The sequence below is a fragment of the Citrobacter sp. Cpo061 genome (genome assembly GCF_030332845.1).
Classification (GTDB): Bacteria; Pseudomonadota; Gammaproteobacteria; order Enterobacterales; family Enterobacteriaceae; genus Citrobacter; species Citrobacter portucalensis.
Window position 1 is genome coordinate 13568 of sequence record NZ_JAOWHB010000039.1, and the last position, 20978, is coordinate 34545.

Consider the following 20978-nt stretch of genomic DNA (forward strand, 5'->3'; position numbering starts at 1 on the left):
CCTCATTATCATTAATCCATTTCTCAACTTCTTTGAAGCGAAATATATCAAATTGACAACTACCTTTGATACCTCGAAGTGAACTTAGACTTGACGCGTCTGGCAGGGATTTAGCCAGCGAGAATTCAATTATGGCTTGAGTGCTTTACCGCTTGTCTACATTCAAATAAAAAAGCCCAAGGCGTCAACCTCAGGCTTGAAAACTCATTTACTGCCAGTGCATACAACAATGGCACAATATCAGATTTACACGAAATATATGCCAATTAGTTCATTTATGCAATACCTTGCCGACAATTTGCTGCCTTTTGTTGTGAACGTGATCGCGAAACATGAAGTAACGCCTTGGAGTCGAGCCCCCTATAAAGGCTAATCATTGCATCGTAATGTTCCACGTAATTCTGAGACCAGTTTGTTTTGTTAACGCCCAACAGCGCAGCCAGATCGCCATACTGATACGGATCCTTCCCGGATAACGCGCGTTTCACATCCTGCGCAGCAAGCCAGATTAGCTGGCGTAAACGGTCTATCGTCTTCTTCGCTACTCGCTTCCCTTCCAACTGTTGGCTGAACTGATCCCAAGCCCAGCGTGTTATGGCGACCTGATTGTCCCAACCGGTGTTTTCGCTGTAGCTCCACAGCAACCAGGCCTTCTGGTGTTCTTCGAGCGTCATCAGTGCGCGGCGCCACGATGCGGTGGAGTATTCAACTGGCTGCACCAGAGGAATATGTGAACCCTTAGCATGCGACTGTTTGCCCGGTATTGGTGGGTTATCCAGCGTAAACAGTTTCCCGGTCACTTCATCCAGCACTCGAGGCTTTTTACGTTTAAACGTTCCAGTATCGAACTGTGCATTCTCAAGCCAGGCCATTAACTGCCCTTTCGTCGCACCACTTAAATCGGCGGTGGCCACCACCAGCTGCTGGCGCACGTATTCGAGAAATTGAGTGTTCATACAGCACCGCCTATGGTTTTGATGTAGTTCTTCAGTATTCGGTAGTCCGTCAGCACAGAGCCGGGGAAATGGTATAAGCGCAATCGCTGCCAGCGAACGCGGAGGTGATCGGCAAAGTAGGATTCAAATGTCATGCGGCCTCCCTGCTCTTAATTAACCCACGGCGAAGCGCGCTGTAGTGCTTCCTGATGGCTTCGAGTTCTTCGATGGTGTATCGGTGCGGGGTGTTATTTTTTTCGAGTGCCTCGACGCGCTCAGGCCCAATTTTCTCGATAAGGCCAAGGCGGTACTGCTGCTGATTGCCCGACAACTGCACGTTACAGTGGTGACATTGTTTACTGATATTGTCTTCGTGGTAGCGCAGGTGGGATGCCTTACCGCGTGAGCGGTAGTGACCAGCTTCCCACTGGACGGTTTCGAACGTCCCGCAGCTAATGCATGGCAGATCGGCATCACGCTCGCGGATGTAGTCATTGACGACACGCTGCGTTAAATCTTCCCAGTGCTTCAGCGGCTTAACTGCAGCTTTACGCTGGCGCCAGGCGGCTCGCTCTTTCTTCTCAGTGGCGCGCTGTTTGGCGGACTCCTTGCGTTGTGCGGCTCCCCGCGCTTTTCTGGTCTGCTCCTTGCCGACGATGCTGGCACACTCATAACCGCAGACGGTCTGCGTGTCGCGCACCGGATGGAACCACTGCCGGCATTCTTTGTTGGCGCACTTACGGCGCGGTAACTTGGCCATGCTCAACCCCACGCCCTGTTTTGCCATACCTTACTCGGGCGCGGTGCTTTCTCGCTTTCAGGCAGTTGCACGCTGACAGTCCAGGTGATGTTGTCGCGATTCAGGCTACGTTCTACTGTGGCGCCACGGCGGCGGTAACTTGCCACCAGCTCGTCTGCCTGTTCGGTTGTGCATTCGTGATGGTGGAACCAAGAAAATTTCATCGCCATCACCCCGCAAAGCTCATAAGCTGCGCAGCGGCGTTTTCCGCTTCTCGCTGAGTCTTGAATGCCCGGGACAATACCCAGCGCCACAGAACATCGAGCGCGGCTTTGTACAGCTGCTGGAACTCGGTTTCATCCATATTGGCGAAGGCAATGCTGCGGGGGTGTTTGCGAAGGGTGCCGTCAGGAAGCTGTATAGCGTCGTAATGGCCAGACTCGACGATCACCCATGCTCGGTATGCGTCATAGGATTTGCAGATGCTGATACTACCGGCGCGCTTATCAGCGATACGCTCAAGGTATTGCTCAGCAGCATCCAGGAGTGCGGCTTCACTTCCCGCGAATGAGGCAAGGAACTTGGCATAGCCGGTCACCAATTTACGTTCGTTGGAGGAGATTGCCCCGCCAGTAGGTTCCCAGTATTCAAACCCGAGATTCAAGAGCGCAAAGAAACGGCGATGGAATGCGGGATTCCTCACCTGACGAAACTCGGCTACCAGTACGGCACCAAGTTTGATTTTTGATTGCAGAATATCGCTGGTCTCCGGCGTAGCAGGGATCAGGATTCCTGAGGAATGCTTGATTAATTGTAACTGCGCCATGGTACTCTCCGTGGCGCATAAGGTTGTCAGTTGCTCAGACTGACAGAGTCAATTATGGAGGGTTGATTATGGAAAATCAAAGGTCTTCTTCGTCTTGATATTTTAGCCTTTTGGTTTTGATTTTATGAAGCCTTTCCTCAAGTGCGGGGATCACCCACGATGCCAGTTCTGTATCAGGGAAGCCATTCTCTTTGCGGATTCCAGAAGCAATCTCAGCAGCTTTTAACCCAAGTAAGGCAAATTGGAATTGTCTCTCTTCAAAAAACTCTCGATGATCTGGAGGAGACGACATGTATTCACCAGCGAAGTTAATGGCTTTCATAGCCTCATTTTGTTTCATTGGAAGGCTACATATTTCGTACATTGTCTTTGATTTTAGTGACTTCCAGTTTCCCTTAACTAACGAGTAATCAATTTTGTCAGGAATTTTTGTTGTCGTGTCATACTCACCTTGATCGCCATTAGGTTCGCCATCATCCTGAACAACCTCAGCACACTTAACAGCATAATTTTCAAGAAGGAAGACTAGTTCTGCACAAATGAATTTTCTTTCTGGACTGGACTGTTTATTTTCTTTAAACCACCCAATAAAGTGATTTGCGCCATGGCCCATTACTGCCCCGATTACGCCACCGATCATTGAACCAACCCACAGTTCCATTCAAATTCCCTATTTAATGTTAGCTTCTGCTATTTCTATGTAGCCTGGTCAACGTTTAACTTGTCCTGCTCTTCTTTCGATTTTGCTGCGATGCTGAAAGTTCACAAATCTAAGGCTCGCATTTCCAGAATGTATTCTGAACACCACTCCCCGCGGGTAAATTTGGATTCATATTTGCGCTATGAAGATAAGTAGCTCTCGTTTTACCATATTGGCTACACGCTTTAACAGCTGTCTCATGAAGGCTATCGAGTCCGTACCAGCCATCAGACTGGATACTAACCTTCTCACCGTCGTTGTACTGTACTGCAGCGCAGCCAGATAACATCACAGAAAATACAGTCCCAGCAATCATCCTAGAAAATTTCATATAATCCCTCTCTTTATATTGAAAGGGATTATATGTTATGTCGCGATTTGTTTCGACTGTCATAGCTCCGGCAGGTTCGCGCTCACCAGCGCCTCAGCGAACGATAGATGAGTAACACTATCTCCACCTTCAATGTATGAAAAAGGCCTCCGGAGAGGCCTGTTCTGTCGATATGGTCATATAGGCGATTGGGTTATGAAAATTAAATTTCCCCAATAATTTCGATTGGTACTGGCTTCATACCTGAAGACTCAATCAAGGTGTTAATTTTAGATGCAGATAATGTTTCGCCATCCTCCAGAGCTATAGCAATAGCATACCGGTTACCAAGATGGTGTATGACTTTGACATCAAATGTTTGCGCTGGGTATTGCTTCGAAGATGGGTTTGCCGGAGCAAATTTCAGAGAGGGCGCTAGCATGTCTCCGCTATTACATTCATCTTGTTTTATCTCTCCATCCCTTCCATAACCAATCAACAGATAGTCAACAATCATCAGATCTCTCCCGTACTTTAAAGGTAACTTACCGTCTGACTAACGAGTACTGCCTGAAGTGTATCAAGCTACTCACTCAAGTTCTCTACAACTTTCCGGCACGAACTAATGTTTTTGCTACAATTTTGCGCTTCGACATACCTCCCCTCTGGTTTTGCAGGGGGTTATAAATCAGGCTGCTATTTGTTTCTGCTGACAATGCTCCTGCAAATTGCCTTCACCAGTGCTTCAGCGAACGGCGGCGGGACCGCATTACCGCAGCGCGCAACCTGTTTGTCCTTCGCGTACTTCTTGCCCCGATAGTCCTGGTCGATGATGTACCACTCAGGGAAGCCCTGCGCGCGGTAAAGCTCATGTGGTTGCAGCATCAACAAATAGAAAGTTATTTATAATACGTATACAGGATCGTTTGCTACCTTAGGTCTGTTCTCAATGAATATACCTACAAAGCCGTTTCTGATCGCCCCTCCTGACCACTTATTCCAGTTTCTCCCATCCATCGTAAATTGTAGGTTCTTTTCATCCCCTATAAATCTTACCCCCTCAAAAGTCATGTCTAATCGCTCTACAATTATTCCCCTCGGGGGATTCATTTTCAAAACAAGGGCAATCTGACGGGGAGCACTTCTAATGGTTATTCTCGGCCCCTCACAGTCCACATCCCAATTATCTGAATTAACAGACCATTCATTCTCATGGATCCTTAACATCTCCCTTCCAAGTACATCGCAGAATACTCCCGAGAGTAACATTGGAGAGTTTGGTTCAGGAGATGACTGAACAGACAAGATAGGCCGATCATTTACTACTATAAGGTGCTCGCAGTTGTAGAACGTTAATCCACCAAAAACTATTTCCAATGGTTCGCTATGAAAATCAAAAAGCTCATTCGCAAACCCTTGTTGAAGGCACTTAGGATGAGCATTAGCTGACGCAACCTTTTCAGCGGACAGTCTGCCCCTGGCTCGTTTCTGGTTACATTGAGAACATAACAATGTCATTCCATTAGGGTTGTGTTCGGTAGCATCAGCAAAATCTGGATCGAAGTGCTCGTACTCATAAAATCCGAAGCCACAGATCACGCAGCCAAATCCACATCTTTGCCTGATAACTCGTTTAACCTCTGCAGGCACTTGCCGAGAAAGTCCGTGTCGATTCTTTGTTGTCACTTGATTAACTCGATTTTATTTTCAGGTTGATAACTTATACCCCCTCTTTCTATCCCATAAATAATAAAAAAACCATCGTGATAAGATGGTTTTTCATTCTATGGACAATTCATTCAATTCATTAATTATTTGTTTATTCCGACCCCGCATTCCTCGCTTCAAGCACCCATTCAATTACCTTCACAGCATCAGCCATTGCGTATCCGAGATTGCCGCCGTCGCTTTGTGCTGCTGCTTTGCTGAGTATTTCTCGTATCTGGTGCAGGCGCTCGAGTGATACAGGACCGTGCGCCGGGTGGTTGTTAGTTGTCATGGGTTAGTGGCTCCTGAATCCGTTGCAAGCGCGAAGAAATTCGACGATATAACCCTTCATTTTTTCAGCCATGTCGCCTGACCATCCTTCAGGTGGTGTTCATGTTTCTACGATGTCAGCCATCTTTTTCGCTTTGGCTGGGGTGACATCGAGCGGATCATTGGTATGTTGCTGGTTAACAAGTTTTTCCATGCCTGGAATATCCAGCACCGCGAACCATGTCCCATTTGACATTCCGAGTCCGGGGATGCGTTGCCCACTGCGACGTTTATCTCTTAGTTCTACGGTCATCTCACTACCCCTTCACGCCAATGCCAGCGACTATCGGCATAAACGACAGGTCGGCAAAAAATTCACCGAAACCAAAACTGATGGAATACACCATTCTGCCGTGCGGTTTTATGCTTGGGCTTGTGACGTCGGTCATTGCAAAAGTTGAGGTAAACTCATTCACTACAACCTGCGGCGCTGACGGATTATCAGTCCAAGGAATACAAATCAGGTCGAAGTCTCGTGCCATTGTTCCGTGTATTGCCATTGCATAGCCGTGTTTTCGTGATATCTCAGCCAGCTCTGGATAAAGCGAACAATAAACCGGGGCCAAATTTGCTGGTTTCATCTCACTCCCCCTTCACGCCAATGCCAGCGGCGCGGAGTGCTTCTATGAAAATATCAAGCCCCTGATTAAATCCGATAGCCTCATAAAACTGTTTTGTGTGCATGTCCGGTGAATTGCGATATTGGGGCAGCATCACTGTCCGCGCCTCCAGTTCTGCTATGCGCTTCTCTGCGGCTTCCTTTTCCACGCGCAACCGACCAACCGTAAGCATCAGGTCTTGATTCTCTTCGTCGCGTTCTTTTGCGTAACTCTGCGCGGCTTCCAGCTCATCCAGCTCATCCAGCAGCGCCAGCACGGTGCCAGGGTTAGCGGCCTGTGAAAATTCTCTGTTGGCCCGAGCGTCTGGCCCCTCAAAGTGCGCGATTATGAAGTTGCCGTTGGCCTGGTCTTCAGCACTGCAAATTGCCTCCCAACCATCGCCAGACTCTTTAATCCATTCACCTGCGCTGGCTGACCGCGCCTTACTGCGCAGCGCCTGTTTGTTGAGTGCTGTCATTGAGCTGCCTCCTGGGTATCTGCGAGAACTAAGCGCCCATCACAAAGGGCATTGATGATTTCCCGATACTCCCACCCGAAATACATGCTTTCGACGTAAACTCGAAGTGGTGGATAGTCGTGCTGTTTTCGTCGAATGAACGCCTCAGCGGCCTCTCTGGTAAGGTGCGCGTTTACGTGCTGCCATTCTTTTTTGAACCCGCTTACAGTATGATTTTCGAGATCTTCGAGAACAGACCACTGAGTATCTTCACTAAGATCTGTGAATGTCGTGTCGTATGTTTCCTCACATTCAGCATTGAGATCAGCCTGTTCATCATCGTCCAGGTCATCCCAGTATTCTTGTGGGGAAAACCAGACGCTATCTTCGAACGCTACGAAACGTCCATCGCAATAATCGGTGTCCATACCGTAAATTGTGGACTGCTTCTGAACCATGAAAATTGGGTCTGCGGTGATATGGCGGCTAACACCTTCTCCGCGATGGTGATATTTCAGGCGTTCAACAAAATCAGCGAATGTTTCCGGCGTCAGTTTTGCGCCATCTGCGATTGACTTGCTCATAGCGCTGCTCCTTTGCACAGGTCGTGCATTTCCTGAAGCGTCTGCATATCGACAAGGTCACGGTCTGGCATCTGCGTGTCGTTGTACTTGCTGTAAACCAGGCTGGCTTCGCATACCAGTTCCATTGCTTTTGATGACAGCTCCCTGCACTTGCTCTCGGCGTTAGCGAGCTGTACTGCCATGTCTGTGACTTCGGCTTCAAGTTTTTCAGCATATTCAATCAGGAGATCGATTCTTTCCGGCGTTACGGTTTTAACGTATTTGCAAATTGATGACGCATAATTATCATCCTGGAGTGTGCCAGCCAGGCCATTACAAAATTTGCGGTTCCCTTTTGTCGCCTTGATATCGGCGATGATTTTTTTAACATCTGGTTTCATGCTGATGCTCTCCCGTAAAACGCCAGTACACGCTGCATAGCCGGACTTGTGCGGCAAACTGATGTGACCATGTTTTTGCTCATGTTCGATTTGAGCTGCTTGATGTTCAACTCCCCGCCGGGTTGCAGCGAATAGACCGGGTGATGTGGCTCGCCAGCGCGGATTACTACCGCTCTGCGTACCAGGTGAAGCAGCAGGTTGTGTGCCTTCTTGCAGTCGCATCCCAGCAGTCTCTGAACCTGACGCGGCGTTACGGTCTGGTTAACCTGAAGAAAATCGACAATTGCCCACAGTGATTTGCTTGCCATAGTGATTTCCCCCATTAGACCAGATCGGCGTTTTTGCGTTGTTTGTACTGAGCCATCAGCATCTCTGCCGGTGTTGGGCCAGTAGCTGCTTTCGGCGCTGCAAGTGCGCGACGGATTGGCGGTACCGGCTTACCGGACAGTGCTCGTTTTTCCCAGTCATGCAGGATGTCACCAGCGGCTCGGATAAGTTCCTTCTCACTGAACTGTCCCTCTGTTCCACGACGGCGAAGCTCCAGGCAGACGTGGTAATACAGCGGGTTTTTATCCTTCCATGGGAACTGCTCACTGGTCGGATAGCGAAAAACAAGTTTCCGCCAGCGCCAGTATTCGCACATGATGTCGTCCACACTGACCCCCAGCGCACCACTCCCCTCACGGCACCACGAAATAAACTGACCCGGCGACGGCCAGAACGGTGACTGGCTGGATCGGGCTTTCTGCATCCCGGCGGAAAGTTGCTCACGGGAGGTGATGCCTGACTCAGCAAAAGCCGCGATCCATTGCTGCTTTGCAACGCGAATATCAGCGTCAGTACGTAGGTTCGTCTGAGTGGATGCCGGGAATACCTGCATGAGGTTTTCAAAAAGCATATCCACCAGCTTTTCAGCGTCAGCGTTTACAACCTTGCGTCCGTCGTAAGAATCTCCAGCCATGCGCGATAGCATTTCGCTGTCGCAATTCTGAATTGCACGATAAAGATCCGGGGTCATAAAAATTTCTCCCATGCTTCAGGACTGTTCCAGTGCGGGCCAGTTTCGGATTTGTTTGCGCTGACATCTGTGCGTGGCTTACGGGTAGTGTCTTCGCTGTGAAGGGTTAAAGTGTCCCACTTGGCGCGGAGCTTTGCGGGGGAGAGAATATTTTTGTACCAGAACGAGTCTTTGCAGGCCCATCGGAAAAGCTCACAAATCTCTTTGTGGGTGCGTCCGTCCAGTTGGCGCATCAGGCGTATATCATTCGCCCAGCCAGTCATGTTCGGTTTTTTCAGGGATGGTTTGGTGATGTCGCGCAGCGCCAGCATCCACTCTGCACAACGGAGATCGTCAGATGTCCCCCACTTGTCACCTTTCGGAGTCTGGACAGCTGCATCAGGAACAATTTTTGAAATTCTCTGACGTACATTAAATACGTTAGTATTTAATATTACTTCTTGTTCATGATTCTCGGGCTTAAGCGCGGCCTTATGCTCGGGGTTATGCTCGGCATCCACTCCCGAAGCCTCGCCATTGCTGGGTTCGCTATGCGCGGGACTATGCTCGCTGTTATGCGCGGCGTTATGCGCGGGTAAATCGTCCATTTTTTGAGCGTAACGTGCGAAATTTGTGATGGTAATTACAGTGCCTTTTCTCTTCTCGCCAGCGGTTGAAATCATCCCTTCTTTCACGAAAAGAGACAGCATTCGATCCACTGCATGACGACTTGTTGGCTCACCATTTCGGTCGCATAATTTCAGCCCGAGATCTGCCGACGTGGTCACCAGTTGTCCGGTTTGTAATGGCCACTGCCGGCCTTTAAAGTTTGCCGTGTAGGGCTGGCGGGCGGCGCCCAACAGAAGGTTCTCCCACAGAGTGCGAAGGAAAACATCTTTAGCCCAGGGCTTCTTCAGTACACTCCGGTACAACGGGATGAATCCGGTCTTCTGGTTCTCCATCCGGTTGCTCCTGACGGCGGTACGCGCCGCAAAATCGGCGTAGGCAACATTCGACATAGCTATGCTCCTTTCGCCTGGTGTTTTGTATATGCGTTTGTCATAATGTTCTCGCAATAACTGCCAGTTTTTGCACCCGAAGGCCGTCTGTGTTCGAGCACAGCGGCCTTCACCCTTTCAGAACAGTCCTTGCTGACCACCGCGCTTAACGCGCTTCGTTTCAAATCGTTCAGCCGGCAACGTCTGTTTTTCTGCCCATAATTTCGCGTGACGCAAAACATCATCAAAAATCCTCCCTTTGCGACTTGCCTGAGACATGCGCTTGTACATATCGACAGCCTGAAATGCCCCCCCCCTGCGCCACTGCCGCAGTGAAGCCCTGCCGGACCAGTTCTTCGCGGACGTGCTTTTCGATAAATTCGATGTGGTTCATTGCCGTTTTCCCTCACATCGCACCCAGCATCATCTCCACCATCTCGATCAGTGGGCCGGTTAAGCCAGGGTCAACGCGATACATCTCCACGATCCCCTCACTCAGCTCTTTCAGCTTCTGATGCCGTGGCGCATTCATAGCGACGGCAATCTTCGCTTCGCTGGTTTCTTTCTCCAGCCGAGCCAGACGGGCCATAACGTTGTCTTTTGGTAGCAGGCGGTTACGGAACTCGAGCGGCATAACAGCAAGAATTGCCGGAGTTAGCTGGCGAACGTTTTCGCGGTACCGTTCGCTGTTGAAATGGTTGTCCAGGAAGCGGAAAAGCTTCTGGCGCGCCCGGCTGATATCCTCCGGGAAGCTGATATCGGTCCCGCCCTGCTCCCGGTATTCGTTGATGATCAGCGCTGATACCACGTCCTGATTGCCCAGCGCCGACGACCAGGCTCGGACCGAATCACGGATCTTTTCGTGGTCTGGTGCCTCTTTGGGTTGAGCGCGGTTTATCATCGCTCCCGGATGGCTGTGGTCATGCAGGCCGCACGATGGGGTATGGACCCCTTTGCCGTAGCTCAGAAGACCCACATCGTCGGTAATAGCGGAGTGTTGGGTTACGAAGCTCAACTGGTTAATGCGGTTGTTACCAACATGTCGCCTACAAAAGATCGCCTTCATTACGATTGGTTTGGCCCATGGGAAAACATCATTGGTCGATTTGTAGAGAGAACCAGTTCTAAAGGCAATAAGTACATCGCGCCCGGTTGGGATTTAAAGGATGAGGCCGGTGTAGGAATTCGTGTGTGGGCAACGATGAAAGGCGAGGATGAGCCACGCGAACTGGTACTCATGCTTTCTCAGGCTCAGGTTCGTAATTCGACACTATGGGCAAGTGATCCGCGTCAGCAGCTCGCTTATCTCGCGGTAAAGCGCTGGGCTCGCTTGTACTGCCCTGATGTGATTCTTGGTGTTTACAGTGCCGATGAAGTCGAAGAACGAGAAGAAAAAGTTATTAACCCTGGCTCAGCCCAACGAATGAGCGTTGCTGAAATCGCAGGTGACACCGTCACAACTACGCAAAGCGCACACGAATCGTCGGTAAATATCGACGCTCTTGCCGATGATTTCCGCGAGCGCATCGAGGCAGCACAGGATGTTGATAGCGCCAAAGCACTGCGTGCTGATATCGAAAGCGCGAAGGCCACGCTCGGATCTGCCCTGTTCACCGAGCTGAAGAATAAGGCAGTGAAGCGCTACTACCTGGTTGATTCACGTAACAAGGTTGAAGCCGCGATAAACTCCCTGCCGTCTCCGGATGAACCGGATGCAGCTGAACGGTTTGGGGAAGTTGAGCGAGTTCTTGCAACGGCGAAACGTCATCTTGGCGACGAACTGCACGATCAGTTCAGCATCACCTTGGCGGATATGAAACCGGAATACGTGGCCTAAGGGAGGCGGGAGGGCGAACCCTCCCGGTAACGAGATGAGTAAATCTTTAAACGCACGCTGCATCCGCCGCTGGGAAATTGAGTTCAAAGGACGTTGCGATTCGAAAGTAAGTCCTTGGTGGCGCAAACACCACCTTCGCGGTTACATCCGGGAATGCGCCCTGACAACTGCCGACTGCATGGTTGAGCGTATGGCTGAGGACAACGCTCTGGTTGATTTTCAAGGTAATGGTCGCGGCTGGTCACCGGAGTTCTCTGCCTGGTACCACGAACGCCGAGAACAGTATCTTAAAGAGGCGCGCGACTATCTAAACGAAGACGCCACCAATGACGAGATCGACGAGGAAATCCAGAACGAGCTGGAGGCCTGGAATGACTGAGCTAAATTATAACCCGGCAGACCCCGATAAAATGCAACTCCCGAAGGGTAAGACCTGCGGCGACTGCGCCCATATCCGTCGCTGTAAGGCAATTTTCGGGCATACCGAAACCGATGCATATTGCGATTGGTCACCGTCCCGAGCGGTTTTCCGTCAACCATCCAATCCAGAAGGCGGTGACCATGCGACTGATTAACCGAGGCAACCAGCAATCCCCGTTAGCGCGTAAGGCATGCGACATAGCACTGGCCACTCATGCAGAACGTTACGGCGACTATGGCCTCAGCAAGATGAAAGAGACGTACACGGTGAGAGTTGAAGGTGTGAAGGTCTGGGTGGAGGTAGTGAACCGTAAGGCTAGCTACGTGGCCACAGCGATGACAGGTATGCGTCGTTTGCGCGCGCTGCCGGGTCAGGTTTCTTGATATTACTTTTGGAAATGGCCCAGTTCGGGCCATTGGAGAAAAATGATGGATGATATTTTGCTGACGTCAGACCTGACCAGTCGATACAAAATCTCACGTAAAACCCTTTGGTCATGGCAAAGCACAGACACGATGCCGCGGGGTTTTGCGAAGCCGTTCCCCGCCCCGGACTTTCCCGGTAATCCTAACCGCTGGAAGTCGGAGTCAGTCAAAGAGTGGGAAGGCGTGAAACAGCCAATTAACTGAACGGCTCACCGATGATGTTTTCAAGATGGCTCTGCCAAACGTGGAGCCAGTGTTTTTGATCATCGATGTAGTCATGCAGGTTATAGTGCGCCATCACGCCAACCATTTGGTGACCAAGTAACTTTTCAATCACATGCGGCGGACAGCCAAGTTCTGAAAGATTTGTTGCGATTGTTCTTCTCATATCATGGAGAGACCAGGGCTCCATGCCGGATTCTGACCAAATATACCTGGCGTAGTTCGAAGCAACTGGCGGATGAACCGGGACGTCTTTAATTTCCCCATCCAGTAAGCGCTGTGAAGTGACTAAATGCTTTGTGTTGATCTTCTCAAGATGATTTTTTACCAGTCCCACCGCAGCATCAGAAAGAGCCCTTCTCATGTGCACTCGCGTTTTGTAACTTCCAGCAGGAACTATCCATTCATTTTCATCCAGCTTGAACCATGACCTTTCGCTCAACCGAATCTCTGCCGTCCTACAGCCGGTCAACATAATAAATTTCACAAGAAACACGGACTCTATGGACATGCGGTTTTGCAGCCACCGATAAATAGCCACCAGCTCACGATCATCCAAGCGCCGCGTTCTCTTTTTCGGTTTTTGGCCAACGTCAGTGGGAAGCAATCCCTCGAGCGGATTGGTCGATATTACGCCTCGGTTAATACAGAATCTGAATGAGCGTTTACACAGCGAAAGCATATAATGAGCCATCACCCTGCTTTCAATCTGATCAAAAACATCTATCCAGTGCCTTTTTGTGGAATTGTCGACTTTGACGTTTCGCATCGGCTCGGCGATATGCTTGGCAAATACCAACTGATAATAATCTGTCTTTGTCAGTTGATTAGCGATGCAGTGTTTCTCGATCCAATAATTGAATGCTTCCGATACGGCCATGGAACCTTCGCGGGTCAATTTCTCCAGCTTTACTTGCTCCCGGGGATCTAGTCCCTCAGTAAGCCAGGTTCTGAATTGCAGACGCCTTTCCCTTGCCTGAGCAATACTCATTGCTGGATAATCGCCGACATTGAGTTTTACAGCTTTGCCTGCCCATCTGTACCGGTAGAAGAAAGAGACCTTTCCGGCCTGACTGATCCTTGCGTTGAGTCCGTGAGAATCTGAAATGGTTTCGATATCATCGCGCTTCTTGCCAAGGGCCTTCCTGAGCTTTGTGTCAGTGATCATTGAATGGGTACACATTTGGCTTTTGAGTACGCAAAAGTGTACACAAAACTCGTTGCTCTAAGCTACCCGCAATGTAACACTTGTACTCAAAGTGTGATGATTGGAAGGCCGAAAGGCAGGTAATAGAAGGCGTTAGCGTAACAGAACGTTTTTACGCGGAATTCTTCGAAATAGGCCGAATGACAATACAAGAAAGTATTTTAAAAAACAGAACAAACGCAGACATTGGGCACCGCCAGCGGTGCCCTTTTAGATCAGATACTGTGGATTGCAAACAGCAACGAGTTGCGTTGATGATTGAGAATGCACTTTCTGATAGTGTGGATACGCATATTACGACGCGATTGTCCTTCAAGCCAACGTGCTTTACGGCGGCTAGCCTGACGCTGCATCCTCCAGCGTCCCACTTCCGTTCTACTACGCTTCATGTTAACTACTCTTCCAGTCACTGAGCGGCCATTATAACGCCAGACCGAATGCAGACCAGTGGTTTTCCCGTGTTTTTATTTGCCAGATTAATCCTGATGCGTAAACTCTTAACAATACGCTTTCAAAAGGATTTTTAAATTTATGACAACCTTCTACACCGTGGTGAGTTGGCTGGTCATTCTGGGTTACTGGGTACTCATTGCTGGCGTAACGTTACGCATTCTGATGAAGCGACGCGCAGTGCCCTCCGCAATGGCCTGGCTGTTGATCATCTACATTCTGCCATTGGTAGGAATCATTGCTTATCTGTCTTTTGGTGAACTTCACCTGGGCAAGCGACGTGCCGAACGCGCCCGGGCGATGTGGCCTTCAACCGCCAAATGGCTGAACGACCTCAAGGCCTGCAAGCATATTTTTGCCCAGGAAAATAGCAGCGTCGCCTCTTCGTTATTTAAACTGTGCGAGCGTCGTCAGGGAATAGCCGGCGTAAAGGGAAACCAGCTGCAGTTGCTCACCAGTTCAGATGACGTGATGCAGGCGCTGATCCGTGATATTCAGCTGGCGCGCCACAACATCGAAATGGTGTTCTACATATGGCAGCCAGGCGGTATGGCCGATCAGGTAGCCGAGTCGTTAATGGCTGCTGCGAGACGTGGCATTCACTGTCGCCTGATGCTGGACTCCGCCGGCAGCGTAGCGTTCTTCCGCAGTCCTTGGGCGGCGATGATGCGTAACGCAGGTATCGAGGTTGTAGAAGCGCTGAAGGTGAACCTGATGCGTGTATTTTTACGCCGTATGGACCTGCGTCAGCACCGAAAAATGATCATGATCGATAACTACATTGCTTATACCGGCAGCATGAACATGGTCGATCCGCGTTTCTTCAAACAAGATGCGGGCGTCGGGCAATGGGTTGATTTAATGGCCAGAATGGAAGGTCCTGTCGCCACTGCTATGGGCATTGTCTATTCCTGCGACTGGGAAATTGAGACCGGGAAGCGCATTTTGCCCCCGCCACCAGACGTCAATATCATGCCGTTTGAGCAAGCCAGCGGCCACACCATTCACACTATCGCCTCGGGTCCTGGTTTCCCTGAAGATTTGATTCATCAGGCGCTACTAACCGCTGCTTATTCAGCACGTGAATATTTAATAATGACCACACCCTACTTCGTCCCCAGCGACGACCTGTTGCACGCGATCTGCACGGCGGCACAGCGTGGGGTTGACGTCAGTATCATTCTTCCACGTAAAAATGACTCCCTGCTGGTTGGCTGGGCAAGCCGGGCCTTTTTCACCGAGCTGCTGGCGGCTGGCGTTAAAATTTATCAGTTCGAAGGTGGCTTGCTGCACACCAAGAGCGTACTGGTCGATGGCGAGCTGAGCCTGGTCGGTACGGTTAACCTGGATATGCGCAGTCTGTGGCTCAATTTTGAAATCACGCTGGTCATTGATGATGCCGGATTCGGTGGCGATCTCGCGGCAGTACAGGATGATTATATTTCGCGTTCCCGCCTGCTTGATGCCCGTTTGTGGGTAAAACGACCACTCTGGCAGCGGATAGCAGAGCGACTGTTTTACTTCTTTAGTCCATTGCTGTAAAACGTGCCCATCAGACAGTAAACAGGTAGTCATTATGGATATGGATTTGAACAATCGCCTGACCGAAGACGAAACGCTTGAGCAGGCTTATGACATTTTTCTCGAACTGGCTGCGGACAATCTGGATCCAGCCGACATCATTCTGTTCAATTTGCAGTTTGAAGAGCGTGGCGGTGCCGAGTTGTTCGATCCGGCAGAAGACTGGCAGGAGCATGTTGATTTTGACCTGAACCCTGACTTCTTTGCCGAGGTGGTGATTGGTCTGGCAGATACAGAAGACGGCGAGATTAACGATATTTTCGCGCGCGTTTTATTATGTCGCGAAAAAGATCATAAGCTCTGCCATATTCTCTGGCGCGAATAATCAAACAAAAAAGCTGCTCTCGCAGCTTTTTTCATTTTTAACCCGGCAGTTTACTTCCACAGCGGTTACAAAATTGCGCACTATGTTCGTGCTGCGCCTGCTGGCACTGGGGACATTTTCGTTGGTGCCCGCGCTGCTGGAACGCACTGCTCATGTGCGTGGTAATCAATCCCGTCGGTATCGCAATCACCGAGTAACCAATCAGGATAAGCACAGACGCCACCATGCGCCCCAATGGGGTGTGCGGCGTGATATCGCCATAGCCGACGGTGGTTACAGTAACAATCGCCCAATACACCGACGCATTCAGCGTAGTAAACCCATATTTTGGCCCTTCAATCAGATACATCATCGCGCCAAAAACCACCATCAGAATGGCGATAAAGGAATAGAACAGCATCAGCTGATGTCGGGCGCTTTTTAACGCATTCCAGAACACCCGTAGAGAAGGCATAAAGCGCAGCAGCTTGAGAATACGCAGGACGCGCAGGACACGCATCGCTCGCCAGGCGAAAACATAGCTCAGACTGATTTCCGGCCATAGCCACATCACATACAGCGGCAGAATGGTGGCAAGGTCAATTATCCCCCAGAAGCTGAACACATATTTAGCGGGGTTGGCCCAGCAACATAAGCGCAGAAGATATTCGAGGGTGAAGACCAGAGTAATAAAGATCTCCAGCCAGACAAAAACGCGCCATTCCTCAAAGGTTAAATGGTATTGCGTCCCTACTCCGGACTCAATGAAGATAACGATAACGCTGAGCAAGGCAAATAGCGCACACATACCTTCAAAGCGACGCCCTGAACGGGTATTTAAATCAAATAATTTGCGATAGAGCGCACGGCGGACAGAAGAGACTAAACCTGGCACAGATACCTCACCAAAAAAAGGGCTGACCTTTGTCAGCCCTCAGGATTATAGCGGGTCTACTTTCAGGCAGGAAACTGCATGTCGGAAACTTCCTTCCAGAACCGGGCGCGTTTTTGCGCATTCCGGTCCAGCAATCGGACAGCGCGTACGGAACACGCAACCGGAAGGAGGATTAATCGGGGACGGTAACTCGCCTTCCAGCAACTGGATAACCTTGTTCCTTTCCTGATCCGGATCGGGGATCGGCACCGCAGACATCAGCGCTTTGGTATAAGGATGCAGCGGGTTATGGTACACCTCGTCATAAGTCCCTAATTCCACCGCATGTCCGAGATACATAACCAGCACACGGTCGGAGATATGTTTAACCACCGCGAGGTCGTGAGCAATGAAGATTAACGATAATCCCATTTCGCGCTGTAGTTGTTGCAGCAGATTAACCACCTGGGCCTGGATTGATACATCCAGCGCCGAAACCGGTTCATCGCAGATAATCAACTTTGGTTCAAGGATCAGCGCGCGGGCAATACCGATACGCTGACACTGGCCACCGGAAAACTCATGTGGGTAGCGGTTAATCAGGTTGGGCAGTAGCCCAACCTTCATCATCATCGCCTTCACACGGTCGCGGACTTCCTGACCCGGAAGATTCGGATGATAAGTTCGCAGCGGTTCAGCAATGATTTCACCAATGGTCATGCGCGGGTTTAACGATGCCAGCGGATCCTGGAAAATCATCTGGATATCGCTGCGCACTTCCCGCCACTCATCGGGTTTCATGCCCAGTAAATCTTTACCCAGCCAGGCAACCTTTCCATCGGTGGCCTTCACCAGGCCGATAATCGCACGGGCAAAGGTCGATTTCCCGCAGCCTGATTCACCGACCACGCCCAGGGTTTCGCCCTCATACAGTCGCAGGGTTACGCCATCAACCGCCTTCAGGGTTTTAGACGGTTGCCAGAACCACTGTTTGCCATCTTTAATATCGAAATGGACTTTAAGATCGGCAATCTCAAGGAGCACTTTACGTTGTTCGGTCACCGTATTCATACCAGTTCCTCCACCGGCTTAAAGCAGGCACGTAGACGGCCTGGGCTAAATTCCTCCAGTGGCGGAGCACTGCTACAGATTTCCATCGCATGCGGGCAACGCGGCTGGAATGGACAACCTTTTGGTAGACGCAGTAAGTTCGGTGGGTTGCCAGGGATAGTGAGCATCTCTTCCCCTTCGGCATCCAGACGAGGTACGGCATTTAGCAAACCAATCGAATACGGATGAACGGGTTTATAAAAAACATCCCGCGCACTGCCGTATTCCATAGTACGTCCGGCGTACATCACCAGGACTTTATCGCAAATACCGGCAACAACCCCCAGATCGTGGGTGATCATGATAATCGCGGTGTTGAATTCACTTTTCAGTTCATTCAGCAGCGTCATAATTTGCGCCTGTACCGTCACATCGAGCGCAGTGGTTGGTTCATCGGCAATCAGTAATTTGGGCCTGCACAGCAGCGCCATGGCGATCATTACGCGCTGACGCATACCACCGGAGAATTCATGCGGATACATTTTCATACGCTTACGCGCTTCCGGCATCTTCACCGCATCCAGCATTCTGACCGACTCTTCAAAAGCTTCCGCTTTGCTCATGCCTTTATGCAGCATCAGAACTTCCATCAACTGCTCCCCGACCCGCATGTATGGATTGAGGGACGTCATCGGGTCCTGGAAAATCATCGAGATTTGCTCGGCGCGCAGTTTGTTCAGTTCACGTTCCGGTAAATTCAGAATTTCACGCCCGTTGAACGTTGCGGAGCCCCCGATACGACCATTCGCCGCCAGCAGCCCCATCAGGGCAAAGGCCGTTTGCGATTTACCCGAACCGGATTCACCGACAATACCCAACGTTTCTCCGGCTCGCAGAGAAAAGTTTAAATCGTTGACCGCAGTTACATCGCCGTCAGGGGTCGCAAACGTCACACGCAAATCTTTTACGTTTAGCAGTGCGTTAGCCTGTTGTTGCGCGAGCGGCGCGGTTGAGGTTTCAATTACGCTCATGGCTGCACTCCTTAACGGTCTTTCGGGTCGAGGGCATCACGCAGGCCATCGCCAATAAAGTTAAAACAGAACAAAGTGACCACCAGGAAACCTGCCGGGAACAGCAGCAGCCATGGTGAGACTTCCATCGAGTTGGCACCATCACTGAGCAGCGCACCCCAACTACTTAACGGTTCTTGCGTACCTAATCCCAAAAAGCTCAGGAAGGATTCAAACAGAATCATGCTCGGCACCAGCAATGAAGCGTAAACCACCACCACACCCAACACGTTCGGCACAATATGGCGGATAACGATACGCACGGTAGACACCCCGCCGACTTGCGCCGCTTCAATAAACTCTTTGCGCTTCAGGCTCAGCGTTTGTCCACGCACGATACGCGCCATATCCAGCCAGGAGACCATCCCGATAGCGACAAAAATCAGCAGAATATTTTGCCCAAAGAAAGTGACCAGCAGGATCACGAAGAACATGAACGGGAAGGAGTTGAGGATTTCCAGCAGACGCATCATCACCGAGTCAATTTTTCCGCCAAGGTAGCCCGACAGAGAACCGTACAGCGTACCGACAACTACCGCGACCAGCGCCGCCGCAATGCCGACCATCAGCGAAATGCGCCCGCCAATTGCCACGCGCACCAACAGGTCGCGTCCCGACGAGTCAGTACCGAAATAGTGCCCGGACTCCATATCCGGCGCGCTGGACATCATTCCCCAGTCGGTATCAAAGTAGGTAAACTGCGACAGCATCGGTGCCAGCGTCACGAACAGCGCAATAATTACCAGCACCACCAGGCTTGCTACCGCCGCGCGGTTATGCATAAAGCGTCGACGCGCGTCCTGCCACAGGCTGCGGCCTTCGACCTCCAGCTTTTCACTGAAATTCTCCAGTGCCTCGCTGTTTTTCTTACTTAACATCATAGCGAGCTCCAGTATCAGTAACGAATTTTCGGGTCGATAACGGCATACAGCACATCGACAATCGCGTTAAACACGATGGTCAGCGTACCCACCAGTATGGTCAGGCTAAGAACCAGCGAATAGTCGCGGTTTAACGCCCCATTGACGAACAACTGGCCAATACCCGGCAAACCATAAATGGTTTCAATAACCATCGAACCGGTGATAATACCGACAAATGCCGGTCCCATATAGGACAACACTGGCAACAGCGCAGGTTTCAACGCATGGCGGAAAATAATCCGCCGCATCGGCAGCCCTTTAGCGCGTGCGGTACGAATAAAGTTAGAGTGCAGTACTTCAATCATCGAACCGCGAGTAATACGGGCAATACTGGCGATGTAGGCCAGTGACAAGGCCACCATCGGCAGGATCATAAATTTCAGCGCCCCGCCGTTCCAGCCCCCGCCGGGTAGCCATTTCAAGGTTATGGCAAATATCATGACCAATAAGGGAGCGACCACGAAACTGGGGATAACCACCCCGGTCATTGCCACCCCCATCACCGTATAGTCCCAACGTGTATTTTGCTTCAGCGCGGCTATCACTCCGGCGCTAACACCGACGAGCACCGCCAGAATAAAGGCTGCCGCACCCAGCTTCGCAGAAACCGGGAAGCTCGAGGCAACGAGGTCGTTAACCGTGTAGTCTTTATATTTAAAGGATGGTCCAAAATCGCCGTGCGCCAGCTGTTTCAGATAGCTGAAGTACTGCGTCGAGATGGGATCGTTGAGATGATATTTCGCTTCAATATTAGCCAGCACTTCTGGCGGCAATGCGCGTTCCCCGGTGAATGGGCTACCCGGCGCAAGGCGCATCATAAAGAATGAAATCGTAATAAGAATAAACAGCGTCGGAATCGCTTCCAGACAGCGACGTAATATAAATTTTAACATTGCCCGTACCTTCTGGCGTGTGCCTTTATACCCGTCATACTTCAAGCTGCAAGTGCGTTGGCTTTGCTCGCTCACACCAGTCACTTACTTAAGTAAGCTCCTGGTGATTCGCTGCGTTGCCGCCTTCCTGCAACGTGAATTATTTAGGGTATACCTCTC

The 20978-nt window shown here is 50.5% G+C and carries 31 protein-coding genes and 3 pseudogenes; 7 read left to right on the forward strand and 27 right to left on the reverse strand.

Features of this window, described 5'->3' with window-relative positions; genetic code table 11:
* Positions 1-275: 275 nt before the first annotated feature.
* From OGX97_RS10655 to OGX97_RS10750, 20 genes and pseudogenes are all read right to left on the reverse strand, one after another.
* Positions 276-956, reverse strand: a complete 681-nt coding sequence (locus tag OGX97_RS10655; RefSeq protein WP_040230844.1) for a bacteriophage antitermination protein Q — start codon at positions 954-956, stop codon at positions 276-278.
* A complete protein-coding gene (locus tag OGX97_RS10660; protein WP_016156248.1) occupies positions 953-1090 on the reverse strand; it encodes a YlcG family protein in 138 nt (45 codons plus the stop codon). Before OGX97_RS10660 ends, OGX97_RS10655 begins: the two co-directional genes overlap by 4 nt.
* Positions 1087-1695, reverse strand: coding sequence for a recombination protein NinG (locus OGX97_RS10665; protein WP_200083687.1), 609 nt, complete (start codon positions 1693-1695; stop codon positions 1087-1089). The genes OGX97_RS10660 and OGX97_RS10665 overlap by 4 nt, the downstream gene beginning before the upstream one ends.
* Positions 1696-1697: 2 nt before the next feature.
* Positions 1698-1904, reverse strand: a complete 207-nt coding sequence (locus tag OGX97_RS10670; RefSeq protein WP_040230841.1) for a hypothetical protein — start codon at positions 1902-1904, stop codon at positions 1698-1700.
* Positions 1904-2500 carry a DUF1367 family protein gene (locus OGX97_RS10675; RefSeq protein WP_200083685.1) on the reverse strand — a complete coding sequence of 199 codons (597 nt, stop codon included), beginning with the start codon at positions 2498-2500 and terminating at the stop codon, positions 1904-1906. The genes OGX97_RS10670 and OGX97_RS10675 overlap by 1 nt, the downstream gene beginning before the upstream one ends.
* A gap of 76 nt (positions 2501-2576) precedes the next feature.
* Positions 2577-3161, reverse strand: a complete 585-nt coding sequence (locus OGX97_RS10680) for a hypothetical protein (protein ID WP_200083684.1) — start codon at positions 3159-3161, stop codon at positions 2577-2579.
* A gap of 572 nt (positions 3162-3733) precedes the next feature.
* Positions 3734-4027, reverse strand: a complete 294-nt coding sequence (locus OGX97_RS10685; RefSeq protein WP_200083683.1) for a hypothetical protein — start codon at positions 4025-4027, stop codon at positions 3734-3736.
* 171 nt (positions 4028-4198) lie between these two features.
* Positions 4199-4395, reverse strand: a pseudogene (locus tag OGX97_RS10690) (DNA cytosine methyltransferase); the annotation flags it as partial.
* An 18-nt stretch (positions 4396-4413) separates the two neighbouring features.
* The gene (locus tag OGX97_RS10695) at positions 4414-5109 is read right to left on the reverse strand and encodes a hypothetical protein (RefSeq protein ID WP_286592387.1); all 696 of its coding nucleotides are present in this window, start codon (positions 5107-5109) and stop codon (positions 4414-4416) included.
* 220 nt (positions 5110-5329) lie between these two features.
* Complete coding sequence (locus tag OGX97_RS10700) at positions 5330-5509, reverse strand: hypothetical protein (RefSeq protein ID WP_395126793.1); 180 nt, start codon at positions 5507-5509, stop codon at positions 5330-5332.
* 3 nt (positions 5510-5512) lie between these two features.
* A pseudogene (locus OGX97_RS10705) lies at positions 5513-5800 on the reverse strand (DUF7739 domain-containing protein).
* Between the two features lie 4 nt (positions 5801-5804).
* On the reverse strand, positions 5805-6128 hold the full coding sequence (locus tag OGX97_RS10710) for a hypothetical protein (RefSeq protein WP_268056283.1): 324 nt from the start codon (positions 6126-6128) through the stop codon (positions 5805-5807).
* Between the two features lie 133 nt (positions 6129-6261).
* Positions 6262-6624: pseudogene (locus OGX97_RS10715) on the reverse strand (ead/Ea22-like family protein); the annotation flags it as partial.
* Entirely contained in the window at positions 6621-7187 is a 567-nt protein-coding gene (locus OGX97_RS10720) for a hypothetical protein (protein WP_200083240.1), read from the reverse strand. The gene OGX97_RS10720 and the pseudogene OGX97_RS10715, both read right to left, overlap by 4 nt.
* A complete protein-coding gene (locus OGX97_RS10725) occupies positions 7184-7567 on the reverse strand; it encodes a hypothetical protein (RefSeq protein ID WP_233593557.1) in 384 nt (127 codons plus the stop codon). The genes OGX97_RS10720 and OGX97_RS10725 overlap by 4 nt, the downstream gene beginning before the upstream one ends.
* The gene (locus OGX97_RS10730) at positions 7564-7875 is read right to left on the reverse strand and encodes a hypothetical protein (RefSeq protein WP_200083242.1); all 312 of its coding nucleotides are present in this window, start codon (positions 7873-7875) and stop codon (positions 7564-7566) included. Before OGX97_RS10730 ends, OGX97_RS10725 begins: the two co-directional genes overlap by 4 nt.
* A 14-nt stretch (positions 7876-7889) precedes the next feature.
* Complete coding sequence (locus tag OGX97_RS10735; RefSeq protein WP_200083244.1) at positions 7890-8585, reverse strand: replication protein P; 696 nt, start codon at positions 8583-8585, stop codon at positions 7890-7892.
* Positions 8582-9583 (reverse strand): replication protein, encoded by a 1002-nt coding sequence (locus OGX97_RS10740; protein ID WP_200083246.1) that lies wholly within the window; start codon positions 9581-9583, stop codon positions 8582-8584. The genes OGX97_RS10735 and OGX97_RS10740 overlap by 4 nt, the downstream gene beginning before the upstream one ends.
* A 223-nt stretch (positions 9584-9806) precedes the next feature.
* Positions 9807-9956 (reverse strand): hypothetical protein, encoded by a 150-nt coding sequence (locus OGX97_RS10745; RefSeq protein ID WP_200083248.1) that lies wholly within the window; start codon positions 9954-9956, stop codon positions 9807-9809.
* A gap of 12 nt (positions 9957-9968) precedes the next feature.
* Positions 9969-10463 (reverse strand): toxin YdaT domain-containing protein, encoded by a 495-nt coding sequence (locus tag OGX97_RS10750; RefSeq protein ID WP_286592397.1) that lies wholly within the window; start codon positions 10461-10463, stop codon positions 9969-9971.
* Positions 10464-10505: 42 nt separating this feature from the next.
* Between OGX97_RS10750 and OGX97_RS10755 the strand changes: the two genes are divergently transcribed.
* Genes OGX97_RS10755 through OGX97_RS10775 form a run of 5 tightly spaced genes read left to right on the forward strand, consistent with a single transcriptional unit; the run spans position 10506 to position 12449 of the window.
* Positions 10506-11399, forward strand: coding sequence for a RecT family recombinase (locus OGX97_RS10755; RefSeq protein ID WP_286592402.1), 894 nt, complete (start codon positions 10506-10508; stop codon positions 11397-11399).
* 34 nt (positions 11400-11433) lie between these two features.
* Positions 11434-11778 carry a hypothetical protein gene (locus OGX97_RS10760; protein WP_048998009.1) on the forward strand — a complete coding sequence of 115 codons (345 nt, stop codon included), beginning with the start codon at positions 11434-11436 and terminating at the stop codon, positions 11776-11778.
* Complete coding sequence (locus tag OGX97_RS10765; RefSeq protein WP_016247082.1) at positions 11771-11974, forward strand: hypothetical protein; 204 nt, start codon at positions 11771-11773, stop codon at positions 11972-11974. Before OGX97_RS10760 ends, OGX97_RS10765 begins: the two co-directional genes overlap by 8 nt.
* Entirely contained in the window at positions 11961-12203 is a 243-nt protein-coding gene (locus OGX97_RS10770) for a DUF4060 family protein (protein ID WP_284969616.1), read from the forward strand. The genes OGX97_RS10765 and OGX97_RS10770 overlap by 14 nt, the downstream gene beginning before the upstream one ends.
* Before the next feature lie 42 nt (positions 12204-12245).
* Entirely contained in the window at positions 12246-12449 is a 204-nt protein-coding gene (locus OGX97_RS10775; protein ID WP_032160588.1) for a hypothetical protein, read from the forward strand.
* Here the strand turns inward: OGX97_RS10775 and OGX97_RS10780 are convergent.
* Positions 12442-13635 (reverse strand): tyrosine-type recombinase/integrase, encoded by a 1194-nt coding sequence (locus OGX97_RS10780; protein ID WP_071701160.1) that lies wholly within the window; start codon positions 13633-13635, stop codon positions 12442-12444. The genes OGX97_RS10775 and OGX97_RS10780 overlap by 8 nt on opposite strands.
* Positions 13636-13889: 254 nt before the next feature.
* Positions 13890-14063 (reverse strand): YciY family protein, encoded by a 174-nt coding sequence (locus OGX97_RS10785; protein WP_094301000.1) that lies wholly within the window; start codon positions 14061-14063, stop codon positions 13890-13892.
* Positions 14064-14205: 142 nt separating this feature from the next.
* On the opposite strand from OGX97_RS10785, the gene cls reads away from it, so the two are divergent.
* Together cls and OGX97_RS10795 are read left to right on the forward strand one after the other, a co-directional pair.
* Positions 14206-15666, forward strand: a complete 1461-nt coding sequence (gene cls / locus OGX97_RS10790) for a cardiolipin synthase (RefSeq protein WP_003020687.1) — start codon at positions 14206-14208, stop codon at positions 15664-15666.
* Between the two features lie 34 nt (positions 15667-15700).
* Positions 15701-16030, forward strand: coding sequence for an HI1450 family dsDNA-mimic protein (locus tag OGX97_RS10795; protein WP_003020691.1), 330 nt, complete (start codon positions 15701-15703; stop codon positions 16028-16030).
* A 37-nt stretch (positions 16031-16067) separates the two neighbouring features.
* Here OGX97_RS10795 and OGX97_RS10800 read toward each other — a convergent pair whose 3' ends face one another.
* Genes OGX97_RS10800 through oppB form a run of 5 tightly spaced genes read right to left on the reverse strand, consistent with a single transcriptional unit; the run spans position 16068 to position 20819 of the window.
* Positions 16068-16904, reverse strand: coding sequence for an ion transporter (locus OGX97_RS10800; protein WP_003833361.1), 837 nt, complete (start codon positions 16902-16904; stop codon positions 16068-16070).
* A gap of 45 nt (positions 16905-16949) precedes the next feature.
* Positions 16950-17954, reverse strand: a complete 1005-nt coding sequence (gene oppF / locus OGX97_RS10805; RefSeq protein ID WP_008784949.1) for a murein tripeptide/oligopeptide ABC transporter ATP-binding protein OppF — start codon at positions 17952-17954, stop codon at positions 16950-16952.
* Positions 17951-18964, reverse strand: a complete 1014-nt coding sequence (gene oppD, locus OGX97_RS10810) for a murein tripeptide/oligopeptide ABC transporter ATP-binding protein OppD (RefSeq protein WP_003833364.1) — start codon at positions 18962-18964, stop codon at positions 17951-17953. The genes oppF and oppD overlap by 4 nt, the downstream gene beginning before the upstream one ends.
* Positions 18965-18975: 11 nt before the next feature.
* Positions 18976-19884: an oligopeptide ABC transporter permease OppC gene (gene oppC / locus OGX97_RS10815; RefSeq protein ID WP_008784950.1), complete on the reverse strand. Its 909-nt coding sequence runs from the start codon at positions 19882-19884 to the stop codon at positions 18976-18978.
* 14 nt (positions 19885-19898) lie between these two features.
* The gene (gene oppB / locus OGX97_RS10820) at positions 19899-20819 is read right to left on the reverse strand and encodes an oligopeptide ABC transporter permease OppB (protein ID WP_003020708.1); all 921 of its coding nucleotides are present in this window, start codon (positions 20817-20819) and stop codon (positions 19899-19901) included.
* Between the last annotated feature and the right edge of the window lie 159 nt (positions 20820-20978).